Genomic DNA, 23204 nt, shown 5'->3' on the forward strand with positions numbered 1-23204 from the left:
GTGCAGTAATCAGTTCTGCCCCGGCGGCGCGCAATTCGCTGTACAGCTCTGGAAAGCGCAAGTCGTAGCAAACCGTCAGGCCAACCCGACCGACCGGCGTATCGGCAACCACCACCTTACTGCCATGAGCATAGTCATCGGATTCACGGTAGCGCCCGCGATTGTCCGCCACATCGACATCGAACAAATGCAGCTTGTCATAGCGAGCCACCGTCTCGCCGTGTTCATCGATCAGTAACGAGCAGGCATTGGACTTCGCCAGCGGTTGATCCACCGGCGGCAACGGCAAGGTGCCAGCCACTATCCATAACTTGAGGTCGCGAGCGGCCTGTTTCAACCAGGGCAGGATCGGGCCTTCGCCCGAGGCTTCGGCGCGACCGATGTCAGCGATGTCGCGACGGCCCATGGCCGCAAAGTTTTCCGGCAACACCGCCAGTCGCGCACCGCCCGCTGCCGCTTGTTCGAGCAGGTGTCGAGCCTGGACCAGGTTAGCCGGCACATCGCTCTGGCTGACCATTTGAATCACCGCAAGAGACATGGCGCACTCCGTATCAGGTATGCGGTCATGCTACTCCATAGGACGAACCGTGGCTTTTCAAAAAAACACTTCAAAAAGGTTTGTCGTAGGTGATTTTCGGCTCTTTCCACGGACCTTTGATGGTGTATTTGACGCTGGCAAAGCGCGCCACGCGATCACCGATCAGTTTGTCGATCAGAAACAGCGCACCGCCTACCGCTGGCGCACCGACGATCAGTGCGGCAATCGGCAGGTTGTTGGTCAATGGCAAGGTCACCAACAGATTCGCATCGACCCTGTCACCCACCAGGTCCAGCGTGCCGTTGAGCTCCAGGTTGCTCGACGGGCCGGTCATGATGATCGGCTCACGAGTGACGTACACCCCATTGCTGGCCACCAACAATCCCTTGACCCGGTCGTAACTCAGGCCTTTGCCGAACAGGTCGGAGAAGTCCAGGCGCAAGCGACGGCCGATCGAGTTGAAGTTGAGCAGGCCAAACACCCGCAACGCCTGCGCGCCACCTTCGACTTCGACGAACTGACCTTTGCGCAGCGTCGCATCCAGGCTACCGGAGTAACGCTTGGGTCCGACCCAGGCCGGCGAGCCAGGCCAACGGCCGTCGATGTCCATATGGAACTCTTCGCTGGTCACTGTCGGTGCGAACCCCCAGCCCTTGAGCACATCACCGAGGTTCTTGCCCTCGATGCGTCCCTTGTACCAACTGCTGGTAGATCCCGGCACGCCTTCCCAGCCACCCGCGCCTTGCAACTGCATGCCCTTGAGGCCCAGATTCATGCTGTTGAAGGCAATGCCCTTGACGATCGGGCGGACCTTAAGCGACCAGGCACCTACCAGGTCCGGGCCCTGAAACAACTGGTCAATACTGATATCCAGTGCAGGAATTTTCGTTGGGTCTACCGACGCCAGCGGGTCCGGTGCATTCTCGTCGGCCTGTACTTTCGGATCAGGCGCCGGCAACCGCACGTATTGCAGGTTGATCGCAATCGGCGCGGACTTGGCGTCGGGAATCCCTACAGTGCCTTTGGCCTGCTGGCTATCGAGTTGCAATGCCCAGGCTGTCGGCTTGCGATCCAGTTGCAGGCGGGCCTGATCCAGCGTGGTACCAAACCCCGTGAGCTTGTCGACCTTGAAATCTGCGCCACTGAGCAATTGCTTGGCGTTGCCGCCTGGATCCTGTCCGGCATACCGATCAATCAGGGCTTTCCACGGTTCGACATCCAGTTCCGACAGCACGCCTCGTATGCGCAGGCCTTTATCACCCGGCAACTGCGCACTACCGCTACCCAGGAACAACTCGCCACGGCCATCGGCAAAATTGCCGCTGGGCGCCGCGTAAGTGAAGTCCGCCAGATCACCGTAGTTGAGCCAGTAACGCCGTTCCGGTCCTTGCAGGGTCATCCGGAACACCGTGTCGCGGCCTTGCGCGGCGGACATGCCGAACGGTGCCGGCAAATCGACTGCAACACCTTTGAGGCTGGAACTGACCATCAATCGGCTGTCGGGGCCGTCGAGGTTGAGCTGCAACTGATAAGGGATCGTCCCGGAAACCGGCAACGGCTGAGTGACGTTCAGCCAATCGGTGAGTTTTTTCACTGCCACCTGGCCGTTGGCGGTGACCCGGGTGTTGAACTTGCCAGGGCTGCCATCGGCATAGATCTGTGCACTGATCGGTCGTTCAAAGGCTTGTGCCGTAATGTTCTGGCCACTGAGCCCCTTGGCACTGTCAAAGCGGAAATCACCTTTGAGCTGCGTCAGCTCAAGCACAGGATCACTCAGCTTCAGACGCGACCTGGCGGTTTTGAAGTCGACCACAATCTTCGGCTCTTCGCCCTTGGCCAAGGGGATATCCAGTTTCAGGCTACCTTGCAGATCACCCTCGCCCTGCCAACCAGCGAAGGTCGTACCGGTACCGATCGGTGCGTCCTGAAGAATCTTCAGGCCATCACCCAGACCGCCGGCGAAAGTGCCGTCGAGGAACATATGAGGGTTCTGTCCGGCAGGCGCATGGGGGATGTTGACGTAGACATCGCGAACCTGGGTATCGAGCAACTGGCCYTTGCTGGCCAGAATACGCACCCCACTGTCCTCGATGAACACATCGCCACTGACCTTGCCGACATGCGGCCAACCCGGCTGGAAGGCCAGTTCGGCGTCATGCACTTTGAAGAACAGGCTGATGCTGCGCGCCGCATCGACAGCATCGTGGTTCAGCGAACCCTGATACTGGAAGAAACCTTCATCCACCGCGCCTTTGAGAATCGCCGTGCGCAGCCATTCGTCGAGCGCCGGGCTCAAGACCTTGGGCAGGTACTTGGCGGTGTAGCGTCCATCACCTTCCAGCAGACCGACCCGCAGGTCCATGTAGTCTTCCTGGGTATGATCGAAATGCAGGCGAATCAGGAAGTCGCCGGCAATCTTGCCCTCCTCGCCCAGCACCTTCAGGTACGGCGCTATCAGGGTGAAACCTTGCTGATCGAGTTTCCAGGTCAGCCGGGCATTCGCCTGGATGTACTGCCATGGTTTGGCAAAGATCGGGTCCAGGTGCAGGGAAAAATCCTTGCTGTCCATGCGCAGCTCACCCTGGCCGAGGTCACCGCTGATGCTCCCGGAAACATTACGCGCCGCCGGAGCTCCGTGATAAGCATCAAACCCGACACGCTCCAGATTGGCGGCAAAACTGAATTTGCTGTTATCGGTCGCCTCGGGCCGGACGTCGATCAGCACATTGCGCAACACGCCAGTGACCTTCAGCCGCTCGACCACCGTGGCAAAGTCCTTGGGCAGCGGTCCCAGGGCATTGAGCAAGGGTGTGATCGGCGTGAGGTCAAAGCGGTCGGCTTGCAGGTGCCAGAGTTCGGAGGTCGTGTCAGTGGTCGCGGTCTGCTGAAGTTGCAGACGGGTTTCCCAGCGGATGTCCTCCAGGGTCATGGCCAGGGAATCGAACGACACCTGAAAACCTTCGRTATTGCGCTGGAAATACCCATTGAGCGCCAGATTGTTGATCTGGATCGGCTTGCGCTCGGCGTAGGCACCGTTGAGTTGCGGTGCATTCAGACGAATCGCGGCACGCTGCAGGGCCCCCTTGCTCCAGTTAACCCAGAGCTCGCCACCGGCCTTGATCTCGGAAAAATTCCATTTCCCGGTCAGACTCTCGGGCAACCATTTAGACCAGTCACTTTGCGGCAAGCTCAGATAGGCATCTATTTCAGCCTCTTTCCACAGACTGGCTTGAGTCCGGCTGCTCAGACTCATGGCCAGCGGCTGGCCGTCGGGCAAGGTCAACCGGGCGTCGAGGCGCTGCTGGCTGATACCGGTTTTAAGGTTCAGGCCGACATAGGTCAGGGTCAGCGGCACGTGGTCGATCGGTAGCAAGGTGACCTGGCTGTCGAGTACCGACAGCTGCTCCACCATCTGCATGCGGTTGAGCAACTGCTCGGGGTCCAGCGGCTGATTCTCCCGCACGGGCAAGCCTTCGAGCGTCCATTGCCCCTGCGGGCCTTGCTTGAGGCTGATCTTCAGACCGTTGAGTTCCAGATGTTCGATCCGCACCGCACGCACCAGCAAGCTGGTCCAGACATTCGGCACCATCCGTACCTGATCCAGGTGCAAGGCATTGGCACCCTCACCGACCACCACATCATGCGCCAGCAAAATCGGCGCCATGCCACTCCAGCGGCCTTCCAGGCTGCCTATGTGCAAGGGCATGCCCAGCGCTTCACGAGCCTTGGCTTCAACATCCGCGCGATACTCGGCCACCAGCGGAATCAGCTCGCGACCGAGGCTGCTGTACAGCGCCGCCAGCACCAGCAATAACGCACAAAGCCCCAGCCCCCAGCGGGTCAATGTGGTCAAAATGCGGATCAGACGATCCATGTCAGTGGGCTCCCATGGCGAAAAAGTGCAGCAAGCTGAAGCCGGCCGTTAATAACACAGCGGATCAGAGCAGCACCACGTCGTATTGTTCCTGGGAGTACATGGTTTCTACCTGAAAACGAATGGTTCGCCCGATAAAACCCTCAAGTTCCGCGACATTACCCGACTCTTCGTCAAGCAACCGGTCAACCACCTTCTGGTTAGCCAGTACACGATAGCCTTCAGCCTGATAGGCGCGAGCTTCACGCAGGATCTCCCGGAAGATTTCATAACACACGGTTTCCGGGGTCTTGAGCTTGCCACGGCCCTGGCAACTGCTGCACGGCTCACAGAGCACCTGTTCGAGACTTTCGCGCGTGCGCTTGCGCGTCATCTGCACCAGGCCCAACTCGGTGATACCGATGATGTTGGTCTTGGCGTGATCGCGCTCCAGCTGCTTTTCAAGCGTACGCAGCACCTGGCGCTGATGTTCCTCATCTTCCATGTCGATGAAGTCGATGATGATGATCCCGCCCAGATTGCGCAGGCGCAGTTGCCGGGCAATCGCGGTGGCCGCTTCCAGGTTGGTTTTGAAAATGGTTTCTTCAAGATTGCGGTGCCCGACAAAAGCACCCGTATTCACATCGATGGTGCTCATGGCTTCTGCCGGATCGACTACCAGATAGCCGCCGGACTTGAGCGGCACTTTGCGCTCCAGGGCCTTTTGAATTTCATCCTCGACGCCATACAGATCGAAAATCGGCCGTTCGCCCGGGTAGTGCTCCAGACGGTCGGCGATTTCCGGCATCAGCTCGGCAACGAACTGCGTGGTTTTCTGGAAGGTTTCCCGCGAGTCGATACGGATTTTCTCGATCTTCGGGCTGACCAGATCGCGCAAGGTACGCAGGGCCAGGCCGAGGTCTTCGTAGATGACATTCGGCGCGCTGACAGTCTTGATCTGCGTGCCAATCTGATCCCAGAGGCGGCGCAGGTAGCGAATGTCCATCAGGATCTCATCGGCACCGGCGCCTTCAGCCGCGGTGCGCAGAATAAAACCGCCGGCCTCCTTGATGCCTTCCTTCGCGACACAATCGGTGACCACTTGCTTGAGGCGCTCGCGCTCGGTTTCATCCTCGATTTTCAATGAAATACCGACGTGAGCCGTGCGCGGCATGTACACCAGATAGCGCGAGGGAATCGACAGTTGGGTCGTCAGGCGCGCGCCTTTGGAGCCGATCGGATCCTTGGTCACCTGCACCACCAGGCTCTGGCCTTCATGCACCAGTGCGCTGATGCTTTCCACTGCAGGGCCTTCGCGCAGGGAGATTTCCGAGGCGTGGATAAAGGCTGCCCGGTCCAGACCGATATCGACGAACGCCGCCTGCATGCCTGGCAGAACGCGAACGACCTTGCCTTTATAAATGTTGCCGACAATTCCGCGACGCTGGGTGCGCTCGACATGAACCTCTTGCAGGACACCGTTTTCGACCACCGCCACACGCGATTCCATCGGCGTGATGTTGATCAGAATCTCTTCACTCATGGCAAGGTCTCGTTCAGGCATATTCACGATTATGGCCGCATCAAGTCAGTACGGCGCTTGGCGCGCGACAAGGTTTTGCCAACAGGGTATGCCGAAATGGCCGAGCAGTTCCGCGGTTTCGCACAGCGGCAGGCCAACCACGGCGGAGTAACTGCCGTTGAGTGCCGCGACAAACACTGCGCCAAGGCCCTGAATGCCATAGCCGCCAGCCTTGTCCTGTGGCTCGCCGCTGGCCCAGTAGGCCGCTGCTTCTTTATGACTGATGAAGCGAAAACGCACCAGACTGCGCACCACGCGTGATTCGCAATACTGGCCATCAAGCACGGCGATGGCGGTCAGCACTTCATGTTCACGCCCCGACAGGTTCATCAACATGCTCAGCCCTTCGGCCTCGTCGAGCGGTTTGCCAAGAATCTGCCCATCGAGCACCACGGCCGTATCGGCACCCAACACACAAACGGGTGCCCCCGGCTGGTTGAGCGCCAGCAACGCATGACCGGCCTCGGCCTTGCTGCGCGCCAGACGCTCGACATAGGCCGCAGGGGACTCGTTAGTCAAAGGGGTTTCATCGATGTCCGCGCTGATGGCGGTGAACGGCACGCCGATCTGCGTGAGCAGTTCACGCCGACGCGGCGAGCCCGAGGCGAGGTATAGCGGATTCATCAAGACATCTCCCTGTCGAGGTGCGGGCTAATGCCTGACCGAATAAAYTAATGGATTTTGTAGCGGCGGCTCAACCCACGTAATCCGAAGCTGACCCAGGGCCAGAGCAAGGCGCTGATCAGTGCAGGCAAAAGTACGGCCAGCGTCTGACGGTTACCGGTCAAGGCGCTGAGCCACAATTGCAGCAGTTGTGCGAGCCCCAGGATCACCAGGATCACCAGGCTTTGCTGCCACATCGGAAACATCCGCAAACGCGGTCGCAGCGTCATGATCAAAAAGGTGATCAGGGTCAGAATCAGCGCGTTGTGCCCCAGCAAGGTTCCGAACAGCACGTCTTGCGCCATGCCGAGACACCAGGCCGTGAGCATCCCGACTTTCTGCGGCACTTCCAATGCCCAATACGCCAACGGTAGCGCGAGGAACATCGGACGTAAAATTTCGACATGCGGGAACGGTACGATACTGAGCAACAAACCGATGACAAATGTCAGCCAGATCATCCAGCCATTACGAGAGCGGGTACTGGCCATTATTCTCTACCCTGAGTGGTGGCTTCAGGCGCCGCGGCAGGCGGTTTGGCCGCCGCCGGTTTGGCGACCGCTGCCGGTTTGACCGCTGCGGAATGCGCAGCAGGCTTGGCCGGGGTCGAAGGTTTGCTCGCAGGCTTGGCCGCCGCGGGTGTTGCCGTTGCAGGCGCAACTGCAGTGGCGGCTGGCGCCGGGGCAACTGCGGCGGCAGGTTTTGGTACGGTGGCTGGCACAAATGCCGCACCGCCGGGGTGCTGCTCCGCATCCTGGGCCTGAGCAGCTTCGTTGGCGCGCTCTTCCGGGGTGCGGCTATCGCTGAACACCAGCAACATGTATCGACTGCGGTTCAGCGCTGCGGTCGGCACCGCACGCACGATGGCGAACGGCTGGCCGGAATCGTGGATCACTTCCTTGACGGTCGCCACCGGGTAACCGGCCGGGAAACGCTGGCCGAGACCGGAACTCACCAGCAAGTCGCCTTCCTTGATGTCAGCCGTGTCCGCCACGTGACGCAATTCCAGACGTTCCGGGTTGCCGGTGCCGCTGGCAATCGCCCGCAAACCGTTACGGTTCACTTGCACGGGAATGCTGTGGGTGGTGTCAGTCAGCAACAACACCCGCGAGGTGTAAGGCATCAACTCGACCACCTGCCCCATCAGACCACGGGCATCGAGCACCGGCTGGCCGAGTACCACGCCGTCGCGCTCACCTTTGTTGATGATGATGCGATGGGTGAAGGGGTTGGGATCGACGCCGATCAACTCGGCCACTTCGACCTTCTCGTTGACCAGGGCCGACGAGTTGAGCAACTCGCGCAGCCGAACGTTCTGCTCGGTCRAGGCCGCAAGCTTTTGCATGCGCCCCTGCAGCAGCARGTTTTCAGTCTTGAGTTTTTCGTTTTCGGCGACCAGTTCGGTACGGCTGCCAAATTGACTGCTCACACCCTGCCACAACCGCTCCGGCAAGTCGGTGATCCAATAGGCGTCCATCAAGACCAGCGACATCTGACTGCGCGCAGGCTTGAGCGCTTCAAAGCGGGCATCGACCACCATCAGCGCGACCGATAGCACGGCCAGCACCAGAAAGCGCACGCCCATTGAGGGGCCTTTGGCGAAAAGCGGTTTAATAAGCCGCTCCTCCCAGGCAAATGTTCTGTTTATTCATACGCCATCAAACCGGCCTGGATGCAGACTGACAGAAGATAAACGCCAACAGGCAGCACTGCAAAGTGCTGCCTGCGCGCGGAACAGCATAGAAGCCTCCGGCGAGATTATTCGCTGGAGAGCAGGTCCATGGTGTGTTTATCCATCATTTCCAATGCACGGCCACCGCCGCGAGCAACGCAGGTCAGCGGGTCTTCGGCGACGATCACCGGCAGACCGGTTTCCTGGGCCAGCAACTTGTCGAGGTCACGCAGCAAGGCGCCACCACCGGTCAGTACCAGGCCACGCTCGGCGATATCCGACGCCAGTTCTGGCGGCGATTGCTCCAGCGCGCTTTTCACGGCCTGAACGATAGTTGCCAGGGACTCTTGCAGAGCTTCCAGCACTTCATTGGAGTTCAGGGTGAATGCACGTGGAACGCCTTCAGCCAGGTTACGGCCGCGAACGTCGACTTCGCGAACTTCACCGCCCGGGTAGGCCGTGCCGATTTCCTGTTTGATGCGCTCGGCGGTGGATTCGCCGATCAGGCTGCCGTAGTTACGACGCACGTAAGTGATGATCGCTTCGTCGAAGCGGTCACCGCCAACCCGTACGGATTCGGCGTAAACCACACCGTTCAGGGAGATCAGCGCGATTTCAGTGGTACCACCACCGATATCGACGACCATCGAACCGCGCGCTTCTTCAACCGGCAGGCCGGCACCGATCGCAGCAGCCATTGGCTCTTCGATCAGGAACACTTCACGGGCACCGGCACCCAAGGCCGATTCACGGATGGCACGACGCTCGACCTGATCGGACGAATGGCAGCAATGTTGCCCGGTGTACGGCCGAGCATACGCTTGGCCTCGGTGCCGACAGCAACGACACTTTTCTGATTACCGTGGGTCCGAATGGCCACAACCGATGGTTCATTCAGGACGATACCGCGCTCGCGCACGTAAATAAGGGTGTTGGCAGTGCCCAGGTCAATGGAAAGATCGCTGGAAAACATGCCACGCAGTTTCTTGAACATGGGAAAGGGACCCTAGGCAACGCGTGGGTAAAAAAGTGCGGCAAACTCTAACAACGACAGGGATTTTGGGCAAGGCGCCAATATGTTAAATTGGCCGCTTTTCTGTGCACCAACCCCCTCAATCGCGGCCTTATGACCGTAGAAATGCGGTAGTGTTCCGACAATCTAACACACGGACAGCGTCCGTTCTGTTTTCCACTGGAGAATCCCATGGCGCTTGAACGCTCCGACGTGGAAAAAATCGCTCATCTGGCCAGCCTTGGCCTTAATGATGCCGATCTTCCACATATTACTTCGGCCCTGAACAGCATTCTCGGGCTGGTCGACGAAATGCAGGCTGTCAATACCGACGGTATCGAGCCTCTGGCCCACCCGCTGGAAGCCAGTCAGCGCCTGCGTGCAGACGTCGTGACCGAGTCCAATCACCGCGAGGCCTATCAGTCCATCGCACCAGCGGTCGAAAACGGCCTGTATCTGGTTCCGAAAGTCATCGACTAAAGGGAAAGAGCCTGCAATGCATCAATTGACTCTGGCCGAGATCGCCCGCGGACTCGCCGACAAAAAGTTTTCTTCCGAAGAGCTGACCAAAGTGCTGCTGGCGCGTATCGCCCAGCTCGACCCTCAGCTCAACAGTTTCATCAGCCTCACCGAAGACCTTGCACTCTCGCAGGCGAAAGCCGCAGACGTACGCCGGGCCAACGGTGAGAGCGGTGCCCTGCTTGGCGCGCCGATCGCTCACAAAGACCTGTTCTGCACCCAGGGCATCCGCACCAGCTGCGGCTCGAAGATGCTCGACAACTTCAAGGCGCCGTATGACGCCACCGTGGTCGCCAAGCTGGCCGCTGCCGGGGCCGTGACCCTGGGCAAGACCAACATGGACGAATTCGCCATGGGTTCGGCCAACGAGTCGAGCTACTACGGCGCGGTGAAAAACCCGTGGAACCTGGAGCACGTACCCGGTGGTTCGTCCGGCGGTTCGGCAGCAGCCGTTGCCGCTCGCCTGTTGCCAGCAGCGACGGCCACCGACACCGGCGGTTCCATCCGACAGCCGGCTGCCTTCACCAACCTCACCGGTCTGAAACCGACGTACGGTCGTGTTTCGCGCTGGGGCATGATCGCTTACGCGTCCAGCCTCGATCAGGGTGGCCCATTGGCGCGCACCGCTGAAGACTGCGCGATCCTGCTGCAAGGGATGGCCGGTTTCGACCCGAAAGACTCCACCAGCATCGACGAACCCGTGCCGGATTACAGCGCCGGCCTCAATGGCTCGCTGCAAGGCCTGCGCATCGGCCTGCCGAAGGAATACTTCGGCGCAGGTCTCGACCCGCGCATCGCTGAACTGGTCCATAACAGCGTCAAGGAGCTGGAAAAGCTCGGCGCGGTGGTCAAGGAAATCAGCCTGCCGAACATGCAGCACGCGATTCCTGCGTACTACGTGATCGCCCCGGCCGAAGCCTCCTCCAACCTGTCGCGTTTTGACGGCGTGCGTTTCGGCTATCGCTGCGAAAACCCGAAAGACCTGACCGATCTCTACAAGCGTTCGCGCGGCGAAGGTTTCGGCCCGGAAGTGCAGCGCCGGATCATGGTCGGTGCCTACGCACTGTCGGCCGGTTACTACGACGCCTACTACTTGAAGGCGCAAAAAATCCGTCGCCTGGTGAAAAACGATTTCATGGCAGCCTTTAATGAAGTCGACATCATCCTCGGCCCGACCACGCCGAACCCGGCCTGGAAACTCGGCGCCAAGAACAACGACCCGGTCGCCGAGTACCTGGAAGATGTCTACACCATCACCGCCAACCTCGCGGGCCTGCCGGGCCTGTCGATGCCAGCCGGTTTCGTCGATGGTCTGCCGGTCGGCGTACAACTGCTCGCCCCGTATTTCCAGGAAGGCCGTCTGTTGAACGTCGCCCACCAGTATCAGCTCAACACTGACTGGCACACCCGCACCCCGACAGGCTTCTGAGGAGAAACACATGCAATGGGAAGTCGTGATCGGGCTGGAGATTCATACCCAGCTCGCCACCCAATCGAAGATTTTCTCCGGCAGCGCCACCACGTTTGGCGCTGAGCCCAATACCCAGGCCAGCCTGGTCGACCTGGGCATGCCCGGCGTACTGCCGGTGCTGAACCAGGAAGCGGTGCGCATGGCGGTGATGTTCGGCCTGGCGATTGACGCCGAAATCGGCCAGCACAACGTGTTCGCCCGCAAGAACTACTTCTATCCGGACCTGCCGAAGGGCTACCAGATCAGCCAGATGGAATTGCCGATCGTCGGCAAGGGCCACCTGGACATCCCGCTGGAAGACGGCACGGTCAAACGCGTCGGCATTACCCGCGCGCACCTGGAAGAAGACGCCGGCAAAAGCCTGCACGAAGAATTCAACGGCGCCACCGGCATCGACCTGAACCGTGCCGGCACGCCGCTGCTGGAGATCGTTTCCGAGCCGGACATGCGCAGCGCCAAGGAAGCCGTGGCCTACGTCAAGGCGATCCACGCGCTGGTGCGTTATCTGGGCATCTGCGACGGCAACATGGCCGAAGGTTCGCTGCGTTGCGACTGCAACGTGTCGGTCCGTCCAAAAGGCCAGGTCGAGTTCGGCACGCGCTGCGAGATCAAGAACGTCAACTCGTTCCGTTTCATCGAGAAGGCGATCAACACCGAAGTGCGTCGCCAGATCGAACTGATCGAAGACGGCGGCAAGGTGATCCAGCAGACGCGCCTGTACGACCCGAACAAAGACGAAACCCGCGCCATGCGCAGCAAAGAGGAAGCCAACGACTACCGTTACTTCCCCGATCCGGACCTGTTGCCGGTGGTCATCGAGGACTCGTTCCTCAATGATATCCGCGCCACCCTGCCGGAACTCGCCACCTCGCTGATCGCCGCCTTGCGTGGTCAGCGCGACATCGCCGTAGGCATGAAATGCTCGCAGCCAACGCCGAACAGGTTGAACAGTACCGCGCGGCAGACGAAGCCAAACGCGGCAAGATGTTCGGCTTCTTCGTGGGCCAGGCGATGAAAGCCTCCAAAGGCAAAGCCAACCCGCAACAGGTCAACGAACTGCTGAAAAGCAAGCTCGAGGGCTGACCGGAATGGAGCCAGATTTAAAGCCTGGCTCACCCTCCTGTGGGAGCGAGCCTGCTCGCGATGACGGCGGCACATTCAGCATTGATGCAACTGACAGACCGCTGAAGGTCACCAACCTCAATAACGATAAATCCTGTGTCGTGCGTATCAACGATCGTGGACCRCACACTCGTGGGCGCCTGATCGATCTGTCTCGTGAAGCGGCCCAGCGGTTGGGCATGATGGGCAGTGGCACCGCGCGGGTTCGCGTGCAATCCCTCGACAACTGACAGACGGAGCCCAGGTTATTTTCGGACTTGCCGATTTACCACTGCTCAGCGTGCTTCAACTGTTCGGTGGCCTGGTACTGCTGATCGCCGGCGCCGAGTTACTGGTCCGCGCCGCCGTGCGCCTGGCCGCACGCTTGAAGGTGCGTCCGTTGATTATCGGCCTGAGCGTCGTCGCCCTCGGCAGCAGCGCGCCGCAAATGGCGGTCAGTCTGCAAGCCACCCTGATGCAAAACACCGACATCGCTGTCGGTAGCGTGATTGGCAGCAACATCTTCAACATCCTGGTGACCCTCGGACTCTCGGCGCTGATCATCCCGTTGCGGGTCTCCCGGCAATTGGTGCGCCTGGATATCCCGGTGATGATCGGCGCCAGCCTGCTGGTGTTCGCCCTCGCCTGGAATGAACGACTGACACCGCTCGACGGCACAATTCTGTTAGCCGCGCTGGTGCTTTACCTCGGGTTGTTGCTGCGCCAGTCGCGGCACTCGGTGCGCCCGCAGACCACCCCGGCGGACAGCGCCAACACATCCGGTGCGCCATGGTTGAGCAGCGTGTTGCTGATGCTCATGGGGCTGGCGTTGCTGGTGTTGGCCGGGCATCTACTGCTCAGTGCAGCGGTCGAGGTGGCGACTGAACTCGGCCTGTCAGAACGTATCATCGGCCTGACCATCATTGCCGTCAGCACGTCGCTGCCGGAACTCGCCACCTCGCTGATCGCCGCCTTGCGTGGTCAGCGCGACATCGCCGTAGGCAACGTGATCGGCAGCAACCTGTTCAACTTGCTGGGCGTGCTGGGTGTCACCGCCCTGGTCGCGCCGACGCCGCTGTCGGTATCGCCCAATGCACTGGATTTCGACTTGCCGGTGCTGCTGGCGGTCAGCGTGCTGTGTTTGCCGATGTTCTATTCCGGCTATCGAATCACCCGCGCCGAAGGCCTGCTGTTTCTGGCCTTGTACCTGGCGTATGGGCTGCATGTCGTGTCGTTTACCACCGGCATGCCGCTGGCCGGCAAGCTTGAACACCTGATGCTGTTTTTCGTCCTGCCGGCGCTGGTGGCGTTTCTGCTGTTTACGTCACTGCGCGCCTGGCGCCGCCAACACCACAAGAGGGAATCGCCATGACCGACAAACCCGACTTCAGCAAACCGACCGGCATCGAGGTACGCCGCCAGGTCATGGGCGATGCCTTCGTCGACCGCTCCATGGGCAATGCCACCGAGCTGACCCGACCGTTTCAGGAGTTCGTCAACGAACACGCCTGGGGCGCGGTATGGAACCGTGAGGGTCTTGCACTGAAGACCCGCAGCCTGATCACCCTCGCGGCCCTGACCTCGCTCAAGTGCCCRCAAGAACTCAAAGGCCACGTGCGCGGTGCGCTGAACAACGGCTGCACGGTCGACGAGATCCGCGAAACGCTGATGCACTGTGCGGTCTATGCTGGCGTGCCAGCAGCGATGGAAGCGTTTCGGGCGGCGCAGGAAGTGATCGACAGTTACCAGAAGCCAGAGTAAGACGCCGGCATTTCGGGTGCTTGCAAAATTGCTATCGCGAGCAGGCTCGCTCCCACATTTGATCTGTGTACACCAAAATCCATTGTGGGAGCGAGCCTGCTCGCGATTGGACCTGAGGGCAATGAGGATCTATTGGCTAGATCCACCCACCCCACTGCAACACAAAGATCCCGAGGTTGGTGGTGACCGCCGCCATCAACGTGGTGATGACGATGATCGCCGCCGCCAGTTCATGGTTGCCGTTGGCCGCCCGGGCCATGACAAAACTGGCGGCCGCCGTCGGGCTGCCGAAGTACAGGAACAGAATCCCCAACTCCGCCCCGCGAAATCCCCAGAGCCAGGCGCCGAGCGTGGCCAGGATCGGCAAGCCGACCATCTTCACCAGACTTGAACTCAACGCAAGATCACCGCTCTTGCGCAACGCCGCCAGCGACAGCGTGCCGCCAATACAGATCAACGCCAGCGGCAAGGTCATCTGCGCCAGGTAGTTGCCGGACGTCTCCAGCCAGCCGGGCAAACCAATCTTGAAATAGGCGAACGGCGCGGCAGATATCACACTGATGATCAGCGGATTGCTGAGCACACTTTTGCAGATGCTCCACGGATCGGACTTGATCACCGGGCTGTACACCGCCAGCACGATAGTCGACAGCGTGTTGTAAAACAGGATCACCAGCGCGGCAAGAATCGCCCCGAGGGAAATTCCGTAGTCGCCGTACATGCTCGCCGCCAGCGCCAGGCCGATGACCCCGTTATTACCGCGAAACGCGCCTTGGGTGTAGATCCCGCGATCCTCTCGCGGGCAACGCCAGATCGCCCAGCCCCAGGCAATCGCGAAACACGCCAGGGTTGCCAGCGCGAAATAAATCAGCAGCGCCGGCTTCAAGGCCGCGTGCAGGTCGGCGTGCACGATCCCGAGAAACAGCAACGCCGGCATGGTGACATTGAACACCAGCGACGAGGCGGTGTGGATAAAGTCGTCGTTGATCCAGTTGATGCGCTTGAGCAGAACACCCAAAAACAGCATGGCAAAGACTGGCGCGGTGATGGTCAGCGTTTCGAAAAAGATTGCCAGCATGCCGGGTGAACCTTGAGGGGCGTCGTTAGGGGGCTAATGATAAGCCACCGAGGACGCTGGCGTCTGGTAGACCGCCATCGCGAGCAGGCTCGCTCCCACAAGGATGGCGCTGAACCTGTGGGAGCGAGCCTGCTCGCGATGAACGATAACGCGGTCCTACGTGATAGGCGCCGGGTTGAACAAGGTAATGTCGTTGTGCAGTTTGTGCCGCTCCGCCCACGTCTGCTTCCTGCCACTGGCTACGTCCAGGTAGAAGTGGAACAACTCCCAGCCCAATTCCTCGATGGATRCACGTCCGGTGGCAATCCGCCCGGCATCGATGTCGATCAGATCCGGCCAACGCCGGGCCAGGTCGGTTCGGGTCGAAACCTTGACCACCGGCGCCATCGCCAGGCCATAAGGCGTGCCGCGCCCGGTGGTGAACACGTGCAGGTTCATCCCGGCCGCCAGTTGCAAGGTCCCACAGACAAAATCACTGGCCGGTGTCGCACAAAAAATCAGCCCTTTGCGCTTGAAGCGTTCGCCCGGACCGAGCACGCCATTGATCGCGCTGTTGCCGGACTTGACGATCGAGCCCAGGGATTTTTCGACAATGTTCGACAACCCGCCCTTCTTGTTACCCGGCGTGGTGTTGGCGCTGCGGTCCGCTTCGCCCTTGGCCAGGTAGCGGTCGTACCAATCCATTTCGCGCACCAGTTCCTGGGCGACTTCCTTGGTTTCTGCCCGCGAAGTCAGCAGGTAGATCGCATCGCGCACTTCAGTGACTTCGGAAAACATCACCGTCGCCCCGGCCCTTAGCAACAAATCCGAGGCATAACCCAGCGCCGGGTTGGCGGTGATCCCGGAAAACGCATCACTGCCACCGCACTGCATGCCGAGGATCAGCTCGGACGCCGGCACGGTTACGCGGCGGCGCTGATCGAGTTTCTTCAGGCGGATTTCAGCCAACGCCATGATCTGCTCGATCATCTCGCTGAAACCATGACTGGAATCCTGCAAGCGATACAACCACGGCTCGCTGAGGTCCACCGAGCTGTCGTTCTCGTGCATCACCTGCCCGGCCTGCAATTTCTCGCAGCCCAGACTGATCACCAACGCTTCGCCGCCCAGGTTTGGATTGCGCGCCAGGTTGCGCACGGTGCGGATCGGGATGTAGGCGTCGGTGGCGGTAATCGCCACGCCGCAGCCGTAGCTGTGAGTCAACGCGATCACGTCATCGACGTGCGGGTACTTGGGCAGCAACTCATCCTTGATGCGCTTGACCGCATGGTCGAGCACCCCGGTCACGCATTGCACGGTGGTGGTGATCCCGAGAATGTTGCGCGTACCGACGGTGCCGTCAGMATTGCGATAACCCTCGAAGGTGAAGCCTTCCAGCGGCGCTTGTGCGGCCGGCACCTCGGTGGACAGCGGCAGGCTGTTGAGCGGCGGCGCGGTGGGCATGCGCAGTTGATCTTCCTTGACCCAACTGCCACGCGGGATCGGCTGCAAGGCGTAACCGATGGTCTGGCCGTAACGAATCACCCGGCCACCCTCGGGGATATCCTCCAGCGTCACCTTATGGCTCTGTGGCACGAACTCCACGGTCACCAAGCCGTCCGGGAATTCAGTGCCGGCCGGTACGCCCTGGTCATTGACCACGATCACCACATTGTCGCGCTCGTGCAGCCGGATGTAGCGCGGCGAGTCGGAATGTTCAATCAACTGCATGACGCCGCTCCTCAGGAATGCGCTTGAGACAATTTGTTAGTCAGTTCGGAGCCATTGGCGGGTGGCTCTTTGAGTACCACGCGCTTGATCGGCCCAACGATGACCAGGTAGCTGAACACCGCGACCAGCGCGTTGCAGCCGACAAACACCAGCGCCCATTTGAAGGAGCCGGTGGTACTGATGATGTAGCCAATCACGATCGGTGTAGTGATCGACGCGATATTGCCGAACATGTTGAACAGCCCGCCACTCAAGCCCGCGATCTGTTTTGGCGACGTGTCGGAAACCACCGCCCAACCCAATGCGCCCACGCCTTTACCGAAGAAGGCCAGGGCCATGAAGCCCACGACGATCCATTCGATGTCCACATAGTTGCAGGCCACGATACTGGTCGACAGCAACAGCCCACCGATGATCGGCGCCTTGCGGGCGAAGGTCAGCGAGTGGCCCTTGCGCAGCAGGTAGTCGGAAATGAGCCCGCCCAGCACCCCACCGATAAACCCGCAGATGGCTGGCAGTGAGGCAATGAAACCGGCTTTGAGAATGGTCATGCCGCGTTCCTGCACCAGGTACACCGGGAACCAGGTCAGGAAGAAATAAGTGATGCCGTTGATGCAGTACTGGCCCAGGTACACGCCCAGCATCATGCGGTTGCTCAGCAGTTGGCGCACGTAATCCCACTTCGGCCCGTCGCTGCGCTTGCCCCGGTCCTGATCCATGTCGACCAGGCCGCCGTTGTCGGCGATGTGCTTGAACTCGGCCTCGTTGATCATCGGGTGCTGGCGCGGGCTGTGGATAATTTTCAACCAGATCAGCGAGAACACGATGCCGATCCCGCCCATCACCATAAACACGTGCTGCCAGCCAAAGCTGTAGACGATCCAGCCCATCAGCGGCGCGAAGATCACCGTGGCGAAGTATTGCGCCGAGTTGAAGATCGCCGAGGCGGTCCCGCGTTCGGCGGTTGGAAACCAGGCCGCAACGATGCGTGCATTACCGGGGAAGGATGGCGCTTCGGCCAGGCCCACCAGAAAGCGCAACATGAACAGCGCGACGATGGCGGTGGAGACACCGAACTCACCGACATAGCCTTGCAGCACGGTGAACAGCGACCAGGTGAAGATGCTCAGGGCATAGACTTTTTTCGAACCGAAGCGGTCGAGCAGCCAGCCGCCGGGGATCTGACCGGCGACGTAGGCCCAACCGAATGCAGAGAATATGTAGCCGAGGGTGACGGCGTCGATGCCCAGGTCTTTTTGCAGGCTGGAGCCGGCAATGGCGATGGTGGCACGGTCGGCGTAGTTGATCGTGGTCACCAGAAACAGCATGAGCAGGATTAAATAGCGGACGTGGGTCGGCTTGGTCGCTTGCATGTAGATGTACTCCCACTAATTATTTTTTTTGCGGGTAATCGTTTTATTTTTTGCTTTCTGTGGGAGCGAGCAAGCTCGCTTCCACAGAGAGCGGTGTTGCGTGTTACGAACCGATATAGGAAGTCTTCACCACGGTGTAGAACTCCTGCGCGTAGCGACCTTGCTCCCGCGATCCATAGGATGAACCTTTTCGGCCACCAAAAGGCACGTGGTAATCCACACCGGCAGTCGGCAGATTGACCATCACCATCCCGGCCTGGGAGTGGCGCTTGAAGTGGTTGGCGTACTTCAGCGAGGTGGTGGCGATACCCGCCGACAAACCGAACTCGGTGTCGTTGGCCATCGCCAGCGCCGCGTCGTAATCGGCCACCCGAACGATGTTCGCCACCGGGCCGAAGATCTCTTCGCGGCTGATACGCATCGCCGCCTCACTGTCGGCAAACAGCGTTGGCGCGAGGTAATAGCCTTCGGTGTCGCAGGTCACCAGGCCACCGCCACTGACCAGTCGCGCACCTTCGGATTGGCCGATGTCGATGTACTTCAAGTCCTGTTCCAGTTGTGCCTGGGAAACCACCGGGCCGATGTCGGTGCCGCTTTTCAGGGCATGTCCGACCTTGATCGACTTCATCCGCTCAGCCATGGCCTCGACGAACTTGTCGTGAATCCCGGCAGTGACGATCAAGCGGCTCGAGGCCGTGCAACGCTGGCCGGTGGAATAAAACGCACTCTGCACCGACAGTTCGACGGCTTGCTTGAGGTCGGCGTCGTCGAGAATGATCTGCGGGTTCTTGCCGCCCATTTCCAACTGAACCTTGGCCTGACGCGACACACAGTTGACCGCGATCTGCCGGCCTACGCCCACCGAGCCGGTGAAGCTGATGCCATCGACTTTCGGGCTGTTGACCATGGCATCGCCAATCACTCGACCGCTGCCCATCACCAGGTTGAACACCCCGGCCGGGAAACCGGCACGGGAAATGATTTCGGCCAGGGCCCAGGCGCAACCGGGCACCAGCTCTGCCGGCTTGAGCACCACGCAGTTGCCGTAGGCCAAGGCCGGGGCGATTTTCCAGGCCGGAATGGCAATCGGGAAGTTCCACGGCGTGATCAAGCCGACCACGCCAAGGGCTTCGCGGGTGACTTCGACGTTGACGCCAGGACGCACCGACGGCAGGTAATCGCCGGACAAGCGCAGGCATTCACCCGCGAAGAACTTGAAGATGTTGCCGGCGCGAGACACCTCGCCGATAGCTTCAGGCAGGGTCTTGCCCTCCTCCCGCGCCAGCAAGGTGCCGAGCTCTTCGCGACGCGCGAGGATTTCGCTGCCGACTTTATCCAGCGCATCGCTGCGGGCCTGAATGCCTGACGTCGACCAGGCCGGGAAAGCAGCACGAGCGGCGTCAATGGCCGCGTTCACCTGAGCCAGGTCCGCCTTGGCGTATTCGCCAATGACATCGGTCAACTCGGACGGGTTGATATTGGTCGAGTACTCGGCACCCGCGACCCATTGGCCGCCAATGAAGTTGTCGAATCGTTTTACGTCTGCCACAGCGCTTTCCCCTTAACAGAAGTTCTTGCACAAAAAGCCGCCGATTGCTCAGCGGCCCTGGTTGATTCAGCGGGTTATTGCGCGCCTTGCTTGTCCATCAACGCCGCGAGCATTTCAAACTCTTCCGGCGTCAGGTCAGTCAGCGGGGTACGTACGGGACCGGCATCGTAGCCAGCGATTTTCGCGCCTGCCTTGACGATGCTCACCGCGTAACCCGACTTGCGGTTACGGATGTCCAGGTAAGGCAGGAAGAAATCATCGATCAGTTTGCCGACGGTAGCGTGATCGTCGCGAGCGATGGCGTGGTAGAAATCCATCGCCATTTTCGGCAGGAAGTTGAACACCGCCGAGGAATAGACCGGAACGCCCAGTGCTTTATAAGCGGCGGCGTAGACTTCGGCAGTCGGCAGACCACCCAGGTAGCTGAAGCGATCACCGAGGCGGCGACGGATCGACACCATCAACTCGATATCGCCCAGCCCATCCTTGTAGCCGATCAGGTTCGGGCAGCGTTCAGCCAGGCGTTCCAGCAGCGGCGCGGTCAGGCGGCAGACATTGCGGTTGTAAACCACCACACCGATCTTCACCGATTTGCACACGGCTTCAACGTGGGCGGCAACACCGTCCTGACTGGCTTCGGTCAAGTAGTGCGGCAGCAGCAACAAGCCTTTGGCGCCCAAGCGCTCGGCTTCTTGAGCGTATTCGATGGCCTGACGGGTTGAACCACCGACACCGGCCAGAATCGGCACGCTGCTGGCGCAGGTGTCTACAGCCGTCTTGATCACATCGGAATATTCGCTGGCCGCCAGGGAGAAGAACTCACCAGTGCCGCCTGCGGCGAACAAGGCCGAAGCGCCGTATGGGGCCAGCCATTCGAGACGTTTGATATAGCCCGCGCGATGGAAATCGCCCTGAGCATTGAAATCGGTAACCGGGAAAGACAGCAGACCGGAGGAGAGGATGGACTTCAGTTCTTGTGGATTCATTATTCGAACACCCTGGACGCACGTTGTGATGAGAAAACCTGATCAGCTCTCGCCGAAGTTGTAGGTCATCGTACAACTTAAAATGCGACCGTCAACTGCATTTCATCGCCAGATGGAAAATCCGGGTAGGAAAAATCACTTCCTTGACGTAGGAAAGTTTGCAGCTATGCTCGACAACAACTGTATATACATACAGCAATTCGAGACACAACCTATGACATATCAAGGAGCTAGAAATGTCAGGTCTACATACCCAATCGCAGGAAAACCTCACTCATGACGACCGGATCATTGCCGATCTGGATCAGCTGTTCAGCGAACATGGCATTGCCATTTCCGGTGACGGCGATCACCTGATACTGCTGACTCACAGTCAACACAGCCCCAAACATCACGCACCCGGTCTGGCTGGAAAATCGCTGAACACCGAGCCTGCACCGCGTTTCGAAGGCGGCGAACACACCGCCATCGGCGATGCCACCCTGCTGCGCTTCGTCAATGACGCACCGGCCGTTGCGGCCTGGCAAGTGCCATTGCACCTGCCCAATGGCCTGGCACTGAGCTACGGCCAAATCGTTTCGCTAGGCGGTGATTTCTACGGCATTCCCGACCAGCCAATCTGCGATGGCGCGACCCCGGTTGATCGCATCCAGCGTTTTACTGCCGCGTTCAACTCACTGGCCGTACTGCCGGCGTCACGAGCAGAAGCCGGGTTGATTCTCAGCGTGATGCAGAAGGAAATCGCTGCCGCCAATCAGGCGATCAGGGACGGCAAACAACCCCACGAGGTCTACGACGCACTCGGTGATACGTTGTCTGAAGAGTGGAACAAGATCACCGGCGGTGGCAGTTTCGTCTCGGCACTGTTCCCCTTGGGACGCTATCTGAAACTGGCGGCGAACAACGCCGACCACTTCGGTGAATGGGCGTTGTTGGCGTACATCGCCGGGCACACCGCCGCCCTGCAACAGGCCGTTCTGGCCCACAACAGTGGCGATGAAAAACAATTGGAACTGGCCTACGCAATGAACGCATTTGCCGACCATTACCTGACCGACCTGTTCTCTGCCGGCCATCTGCGAATCCCGCGCAAACAACTGGCAGCAGCGGTTACGCCGAGTGACCTGGGTTCGCTGATCACCCGTTTCATGCACGATGAAGACAGCAAATACGGCCTCAACGTGAACAACACCAACGGTGATCAGTGGCATGCCTACGGCGACAAACGCTACTTCGACTCGGTCGACAGCGCCAACCGCAAACAGGTCAAACTCGCGGTCCAGCGCTCGGCCGACGAAGTCTTCGATACGTTCCTCAGCGGTTCACTGCCTGCGCCTTCCAGCTACGTTGCGCTGAAGTATCTGCCTGACCTCAACACCGTGAAAAAACCGGCGGGCAACTTCTCCGGGTTGTTTGTTCTGGACGGCAACAAGGTGCTGCGTCGCAGTGACGTCAACAACCTCAACGACAGCAGCCGGATCGACAACTGGTGGGGTTGGAGCACTTACTTGCTGCTCAAGGACTACACACCGAACAAACCGACCGGCTACCTGGACTCCCCCACCGCCGCACCGACGATCCAGGCTGATGGCTGGCAGAGCCAAACGCCCGGCGAACCCAACTGGTTGCCCGGCAATGCCGTGCGTTACGCCTTCAGCTACACCAACGGCTTGAATGAGTCCTACATCGGCCCCTGGTCGAATTACGCGGAGTTGAGTGAGCGCTTCCAGCCGACGCTGAACGTGCCGGGCAATGGCGCCTCACGCAACATTTTCCGCCAGTTCCGTGGCGGCTCGCCGGAACTGATCGGCTCGATCGACGCGCACACCACCACCTTCATAGACCGCAACGCCTGATAAGGAAATCACTGATGACTATCAACCTGACACTCGAACTGGCCTCGGGCCAATCCCTCAACGGCGCACCGCTGGAACTGCTGGCCAATGGCGTGCCGGTTGCGCGGGCGACTGTGGATGACAAGGGCCACGTGGCGTTTGATGCCAAGCCCGGAGCCGGACAATTGGCGGTAAGGGTGGATCGTTCAATCCTCAAGACTGGCTGAAGTTATAGCGAGAGGGCTGCCGGCCCCTTCGCGAGCAAGCCCGCTCCCACACTAGATTCACGTCGTACTGAGATTCCGGGTACGACAAAGATCAAATGTGGGAGCGGGCTTGCTCGCGAAGGCAATCTGCCAGGCAATACCGTTCTTGCTCCGGACCTCCGAATACCTACCACTCGTCGAACCTGTAATTTCTGACAGTTGGCGACGTTGGGCAATTGCGATGTAAATAGCTCTGGAGTTAACAAACCGGCTCCTTTAGCGCAGGGTTCAAAGC

General features: G+C 59.8%; 18 protein-coding genes and 3 pseudogenes. 9 read left to right on the plus strand and 12 right to left on the minus strand.

Translation table 11 applies throughout. The annotated features are described in order from the left end of the window. From AC1DH9_RS11635 to AC1DH9_RS11665, 7 genes and pseudogenes are all read right to left on the minus strand, one after another. Positions 1–538 (minus strand): nitrilase-related carbon-nitrogen hydrolase (locus tag AC1DH9_RS11635; protein ID WP_477808202.1); only part of this gene is annotated, 538 nt, incomplete at its 3' end. Between the two features lie 70 nt (positions 539–608). After that, positions 609–4412, minus strand: coding sequence for a YhdP family protein (locus AC1DH9_RS11640; RefSeq protein WP_477808203.1), 3804 nt, complete (start codon positions 4410–4412; stop codon positions 609–611). 64 nt (positions 4413–4476) lie between these two features. Beyond that, on the minus strand, positions 4477–5934 hold the full coding sequence (gene rng / locus AC1DH9_RS11645; protein ID WP_054594003.1) for a ribonuclease G: 1458 nt from the start codon (positions 5932–5934) through the stop codon (positions 4477–4479). Between the two features lie 45 nt (positions 5935–5979). Next, the gene (locus tag AC1DH9_RS11650) at positions 5980–6597 is read right to left on the minus strand and encodes a Maf family protein (RefSeq protein ID WP_427546841.1); all 618 of its coding nucleotides are present in this window, start codon (positions 6595–6597) and stop codon (positions 5980–5982) included. A gap of 47 nt (positions 6598–6644) precedes the next feature. Beyond that, positions 6645–7127 carry a rod shape-determining protein MreD gene (gene mreD / locus AC1DH9_RS11655; protein ID WP_427546838.1) on the minus strand — a complete coding sequence of 161 codons (483 nt, stop codon included), beginning with the start codon at positions 7125–7127 and terminating at the stop codon, positions 6645–6647. Next, positions 7127–8251, minus strand: a complete 1125-nt coding sequence (mreC, locus tag AC1DH9_RS11660) for a rod shape-determining protein MreC (RefSeq protein ID WP_477808206.1) — start codon at positions 8249–8251, stop codon at positions 7127–7129. The genes mreD and mreC overlap by 1 nt, the downstream gene beginning before the upstream one ends. A gap of 143 nt (positions 8252–8394) precedes the next feature. Beyond that, positions 8395–9302, minus strand: a pseudogene (locus tag AC1DH9_RS11665) (rod shape-determining protein). Positions 9303–9512: 210 nt separating this feature from the next. Between AC1DH9_RS11665 and gatC the strand changes: the two are divergent. The 7 genes and pseudogenes from gatC to AC1DH9_RS11700 all read left to right on the plus strand — a co-directional run bounded on the left by gatC (position 9513) and on the right by AC1DH9_RS11700 (position 14172). Further along, positions 9513–9800 (plus strand): Asp-tRNA(Asn)/Glu-tRNA(Gln) amidotransferase subunit GatC, encoded by a 288-nt coding sequence (gatC, locus tag AC1DH9_RS11670; RefSeq protein ID WP_019691880.1) that lies wholly within the window; start codon positions 9513–9515, stop codon positions 9798–9800. Between the two features lie 16 nt (positions 9801–9816). Beyond that, positions 9817–11268: an Asp-tRNA(Asn)/Glu-tRNA(Gln) amidotransferase subunit GatA gene (gene gatA, locus AC1DH9_RS11675; protein WP_427542584.1), complete on the plus strand. Its 1452-nt coding sequence runs from the start codon at positions 9817–9819 to the stop codon at positions 11266–11268. A 10-nt stretch (positions 11269–11278) separates the two neighbouring features. Then, a pseudogene (gene gatB / locus AC1DH9_RS11680) lies at positions 11279–12172 on the plus strand (Asp-tRNA(Asn)/Glu-tRNA(Gln) amidotransferase subunit GatB); the annotation flags it as partial. A 56-nt stretch (positions 12173–12228) separates the two neighbouring features. Continuing rightward, the gene (locus tag AC1DH9_RS11685; RefSeq protein WP_477808204.1) at positions 12229–12393 is read left to right on the plus strand and encodes a hypothetical protein; all 165 of its coding nucleotides are present in this window, start codon (positions 12229–12231) and stop codon (positions 12391–12393) included. A gap of 101 nt (positions 12394–12494) precedes the next feature. Next, a pseudogene (locus AC1DH9_RS11690) lies at positions 12495–12662 on the plus strand (septal ring lytic transglycosylase RlpA family protein); the annotation flags it as partial. A 50-nt stretch (positions 12663–12712) separates the two neighbouring features. Continuing rightward, positions 12713–13783, plus strand: a complete 1071-nt coding sequence (locus tag AC1DH9_RS11695) for a calcium/sodium antiporter (protein ID WP_427542587.1) — start codon at positions 12713–12715, stop codon at positions 13781–13783. Continuing rightward, positions 13780–14172 carry a carboxymuconolactone decarboxylase family protein gene (locus AC1DH9_RS11700; protein ID WP_427542590.1) on the plus strand — a complete coding sequence of 131 codons (393 nt, stop codon included), beginning with the start codon at positions 13780–13782 and terminating at the stop codon, positions 14170–14172. Before AC1DH9_RS11695 ends, AC1DH9_RS11700 begins: the two co-directional genes overlap by 4 nt. A 136-nt stretch (positions 14173–14308) precedes the next feature. Here the strand turns inward: AC1DH9_RS11700 and AC1DH9_RS11705 are convergent, their stop codons facing one another. The 5 genes from AC1DH9_RS11705 to kdgD form a co-directional block, all read right to left on the minus strand. After that, entirely contained in the window at positions 14309–15250 is a 942-nt protein-coding gene (locus tag AC1DH9_RS11705; protein WP_427542593.1) for an AEC family transporter, read from the minus strand. A 156-nt stretch (positions 15251–15406) separates the two neighbouring features. Continuing rightward, positions 15407–16960: a galactarate dehydratase gene (garD, locus tag AC1DH9_RS11710; protein WP_477808205.1), complete on the minus strand. Its 1554-nt coding sequence runs from the start codon at positions 16958–16960 to the stop codon at positions 15407–15409. A gap of 11 nt (positions 16961–16971) precedes the next feature. Further along, entirely contained in the window at positions 16972–18333 is a 1362-nt protein-coding gene (locus AC1DH9_RS11715; RefSeq protein ID WP_427542599.1) for an MFS transporter, read from the minus strand. A gap of 103 nt (positions 18334–18436) precedes the next feature. After that, complete coding sequence (locus AC1DH9_RS11720) at positions 18437–19882, minus strand: aldehyde dehydrogenase family protein (protein WP_427542602.1); 1446 nt, start codon at positions 19880–19882, stop codon at positions 18437–18439. Positions 19883–19956: 74 nt separating this feature from the next. Next, on the minus strand, positions 19957–20868 hold the full coding sequence (gene kdgD / locus AC1DH9_RS11725; protein WP_427542605.1) for a 5-dehydro-4-deoxyglucarate dehydratase: 912 nt from the start codon (positions 20866–20868) through the stop codon (positions 19957–19959). Positions 20869–21104: 236 nt separating this feature from the next. Here kdgD and AC1DH9_RS11730 point away from each other — a divergent pair, with 236 nt between their 5' ends. Continuing rightward, complete coding sequence (locus AC1DH9_RS11730; RefSeq protein WP_427542608.1) at positions 21105–22724, plus strand: phospholipase; 1620 nt, start codon at positions 21105–21107, stop codon at positions 22722–22724. A 14-nt stretch (positions 22725–22738) separates the two neighbouring features. Beyond that, positions 22739–22930, plus strand: a complete 192-nt coding sequence (locus AC1DH9_RS11735; protein ID WP_145015771.1) for a hypothetical protein — start codon at positions 22739–22741, stop codon at positions 22928–22930. Positions 22931–23204 lie beyond the last annotated feature (274 nt).

This window comes from Pseudomonas sp. 05T35 (assembly GCF_056396605.1).

Bases quoted from the DNA above. Each gene is read 5' to 3' on its own strand.
- rng (WP_054594003.1), bottom strand. From the start codon at position 5,934: ATGAGTGAAGAGATTCTGATCAACATCACGCCGATGGAATCGCGTGTG.
- AC1DH9_RS11650 (WP_427546841.1), bottom strand. From the start codon at position 6,597: ATGAATCCGCTATACCTCGCCTCGGGCTCGCCGCGTCGGCGTGAACTG.
- gatC (WP_019691880.1), top strand. From the start codon at position 9,513: ATGGCGCTTGAACGCTCCGACGTGGAAAAAATCGCTCATCTGGCCAGC.
- gatA (WP_427542584.1), top strand. From the start codon at position 9,817: ATGCATCAATTGACTCTGGCCGAGATCGCCCGCGGACTCGCCGACAAA.
- AC1DH9_RS11685 (WP_477808204.1), top strand. From the start codon at position 12,229: ATGCTCGCAGCCAACGCCGAACAGGTTGAACAGTACCGCGCGGCAGAC.
- AC1DH9_RS11705 (WP_427542593.1), bottom strand. From the start codon at position 15,250: ATGCTGGCAATCTTTTTCGAAACGCTGACCATCACCGCGCCAGTCTTT.
- AC1DH9_RS11715 (WP_427542599.1), bottom strand. From the start codon at position 18,333: ATGCAAGCGACCAAGCCGACCCACGTCCGCTATTTAATCCTGCTCATG.
- kdgD (WP_427542605.1), bottom strand. From the start codon at position 20,868: ATGAATCCACAAGAACTGAAGTCCATCCTCTCCTCCGGTCTGCTGTCT.
- AC1DH9_RS11730 (WP_427542608.1), top strand. From the start codon at position 21,105: ATGTCAGGTCTACATACCCAATCGCAGGAAAACCTCACTCATGACGAC.
- AC1DH9_RS11735 (WP_145015771.1), top strand. From the start codon at position 22,739: ATGACTATCAACCTGACACTCGAACTGGCCTCGGGCCAATCCCTCAAC.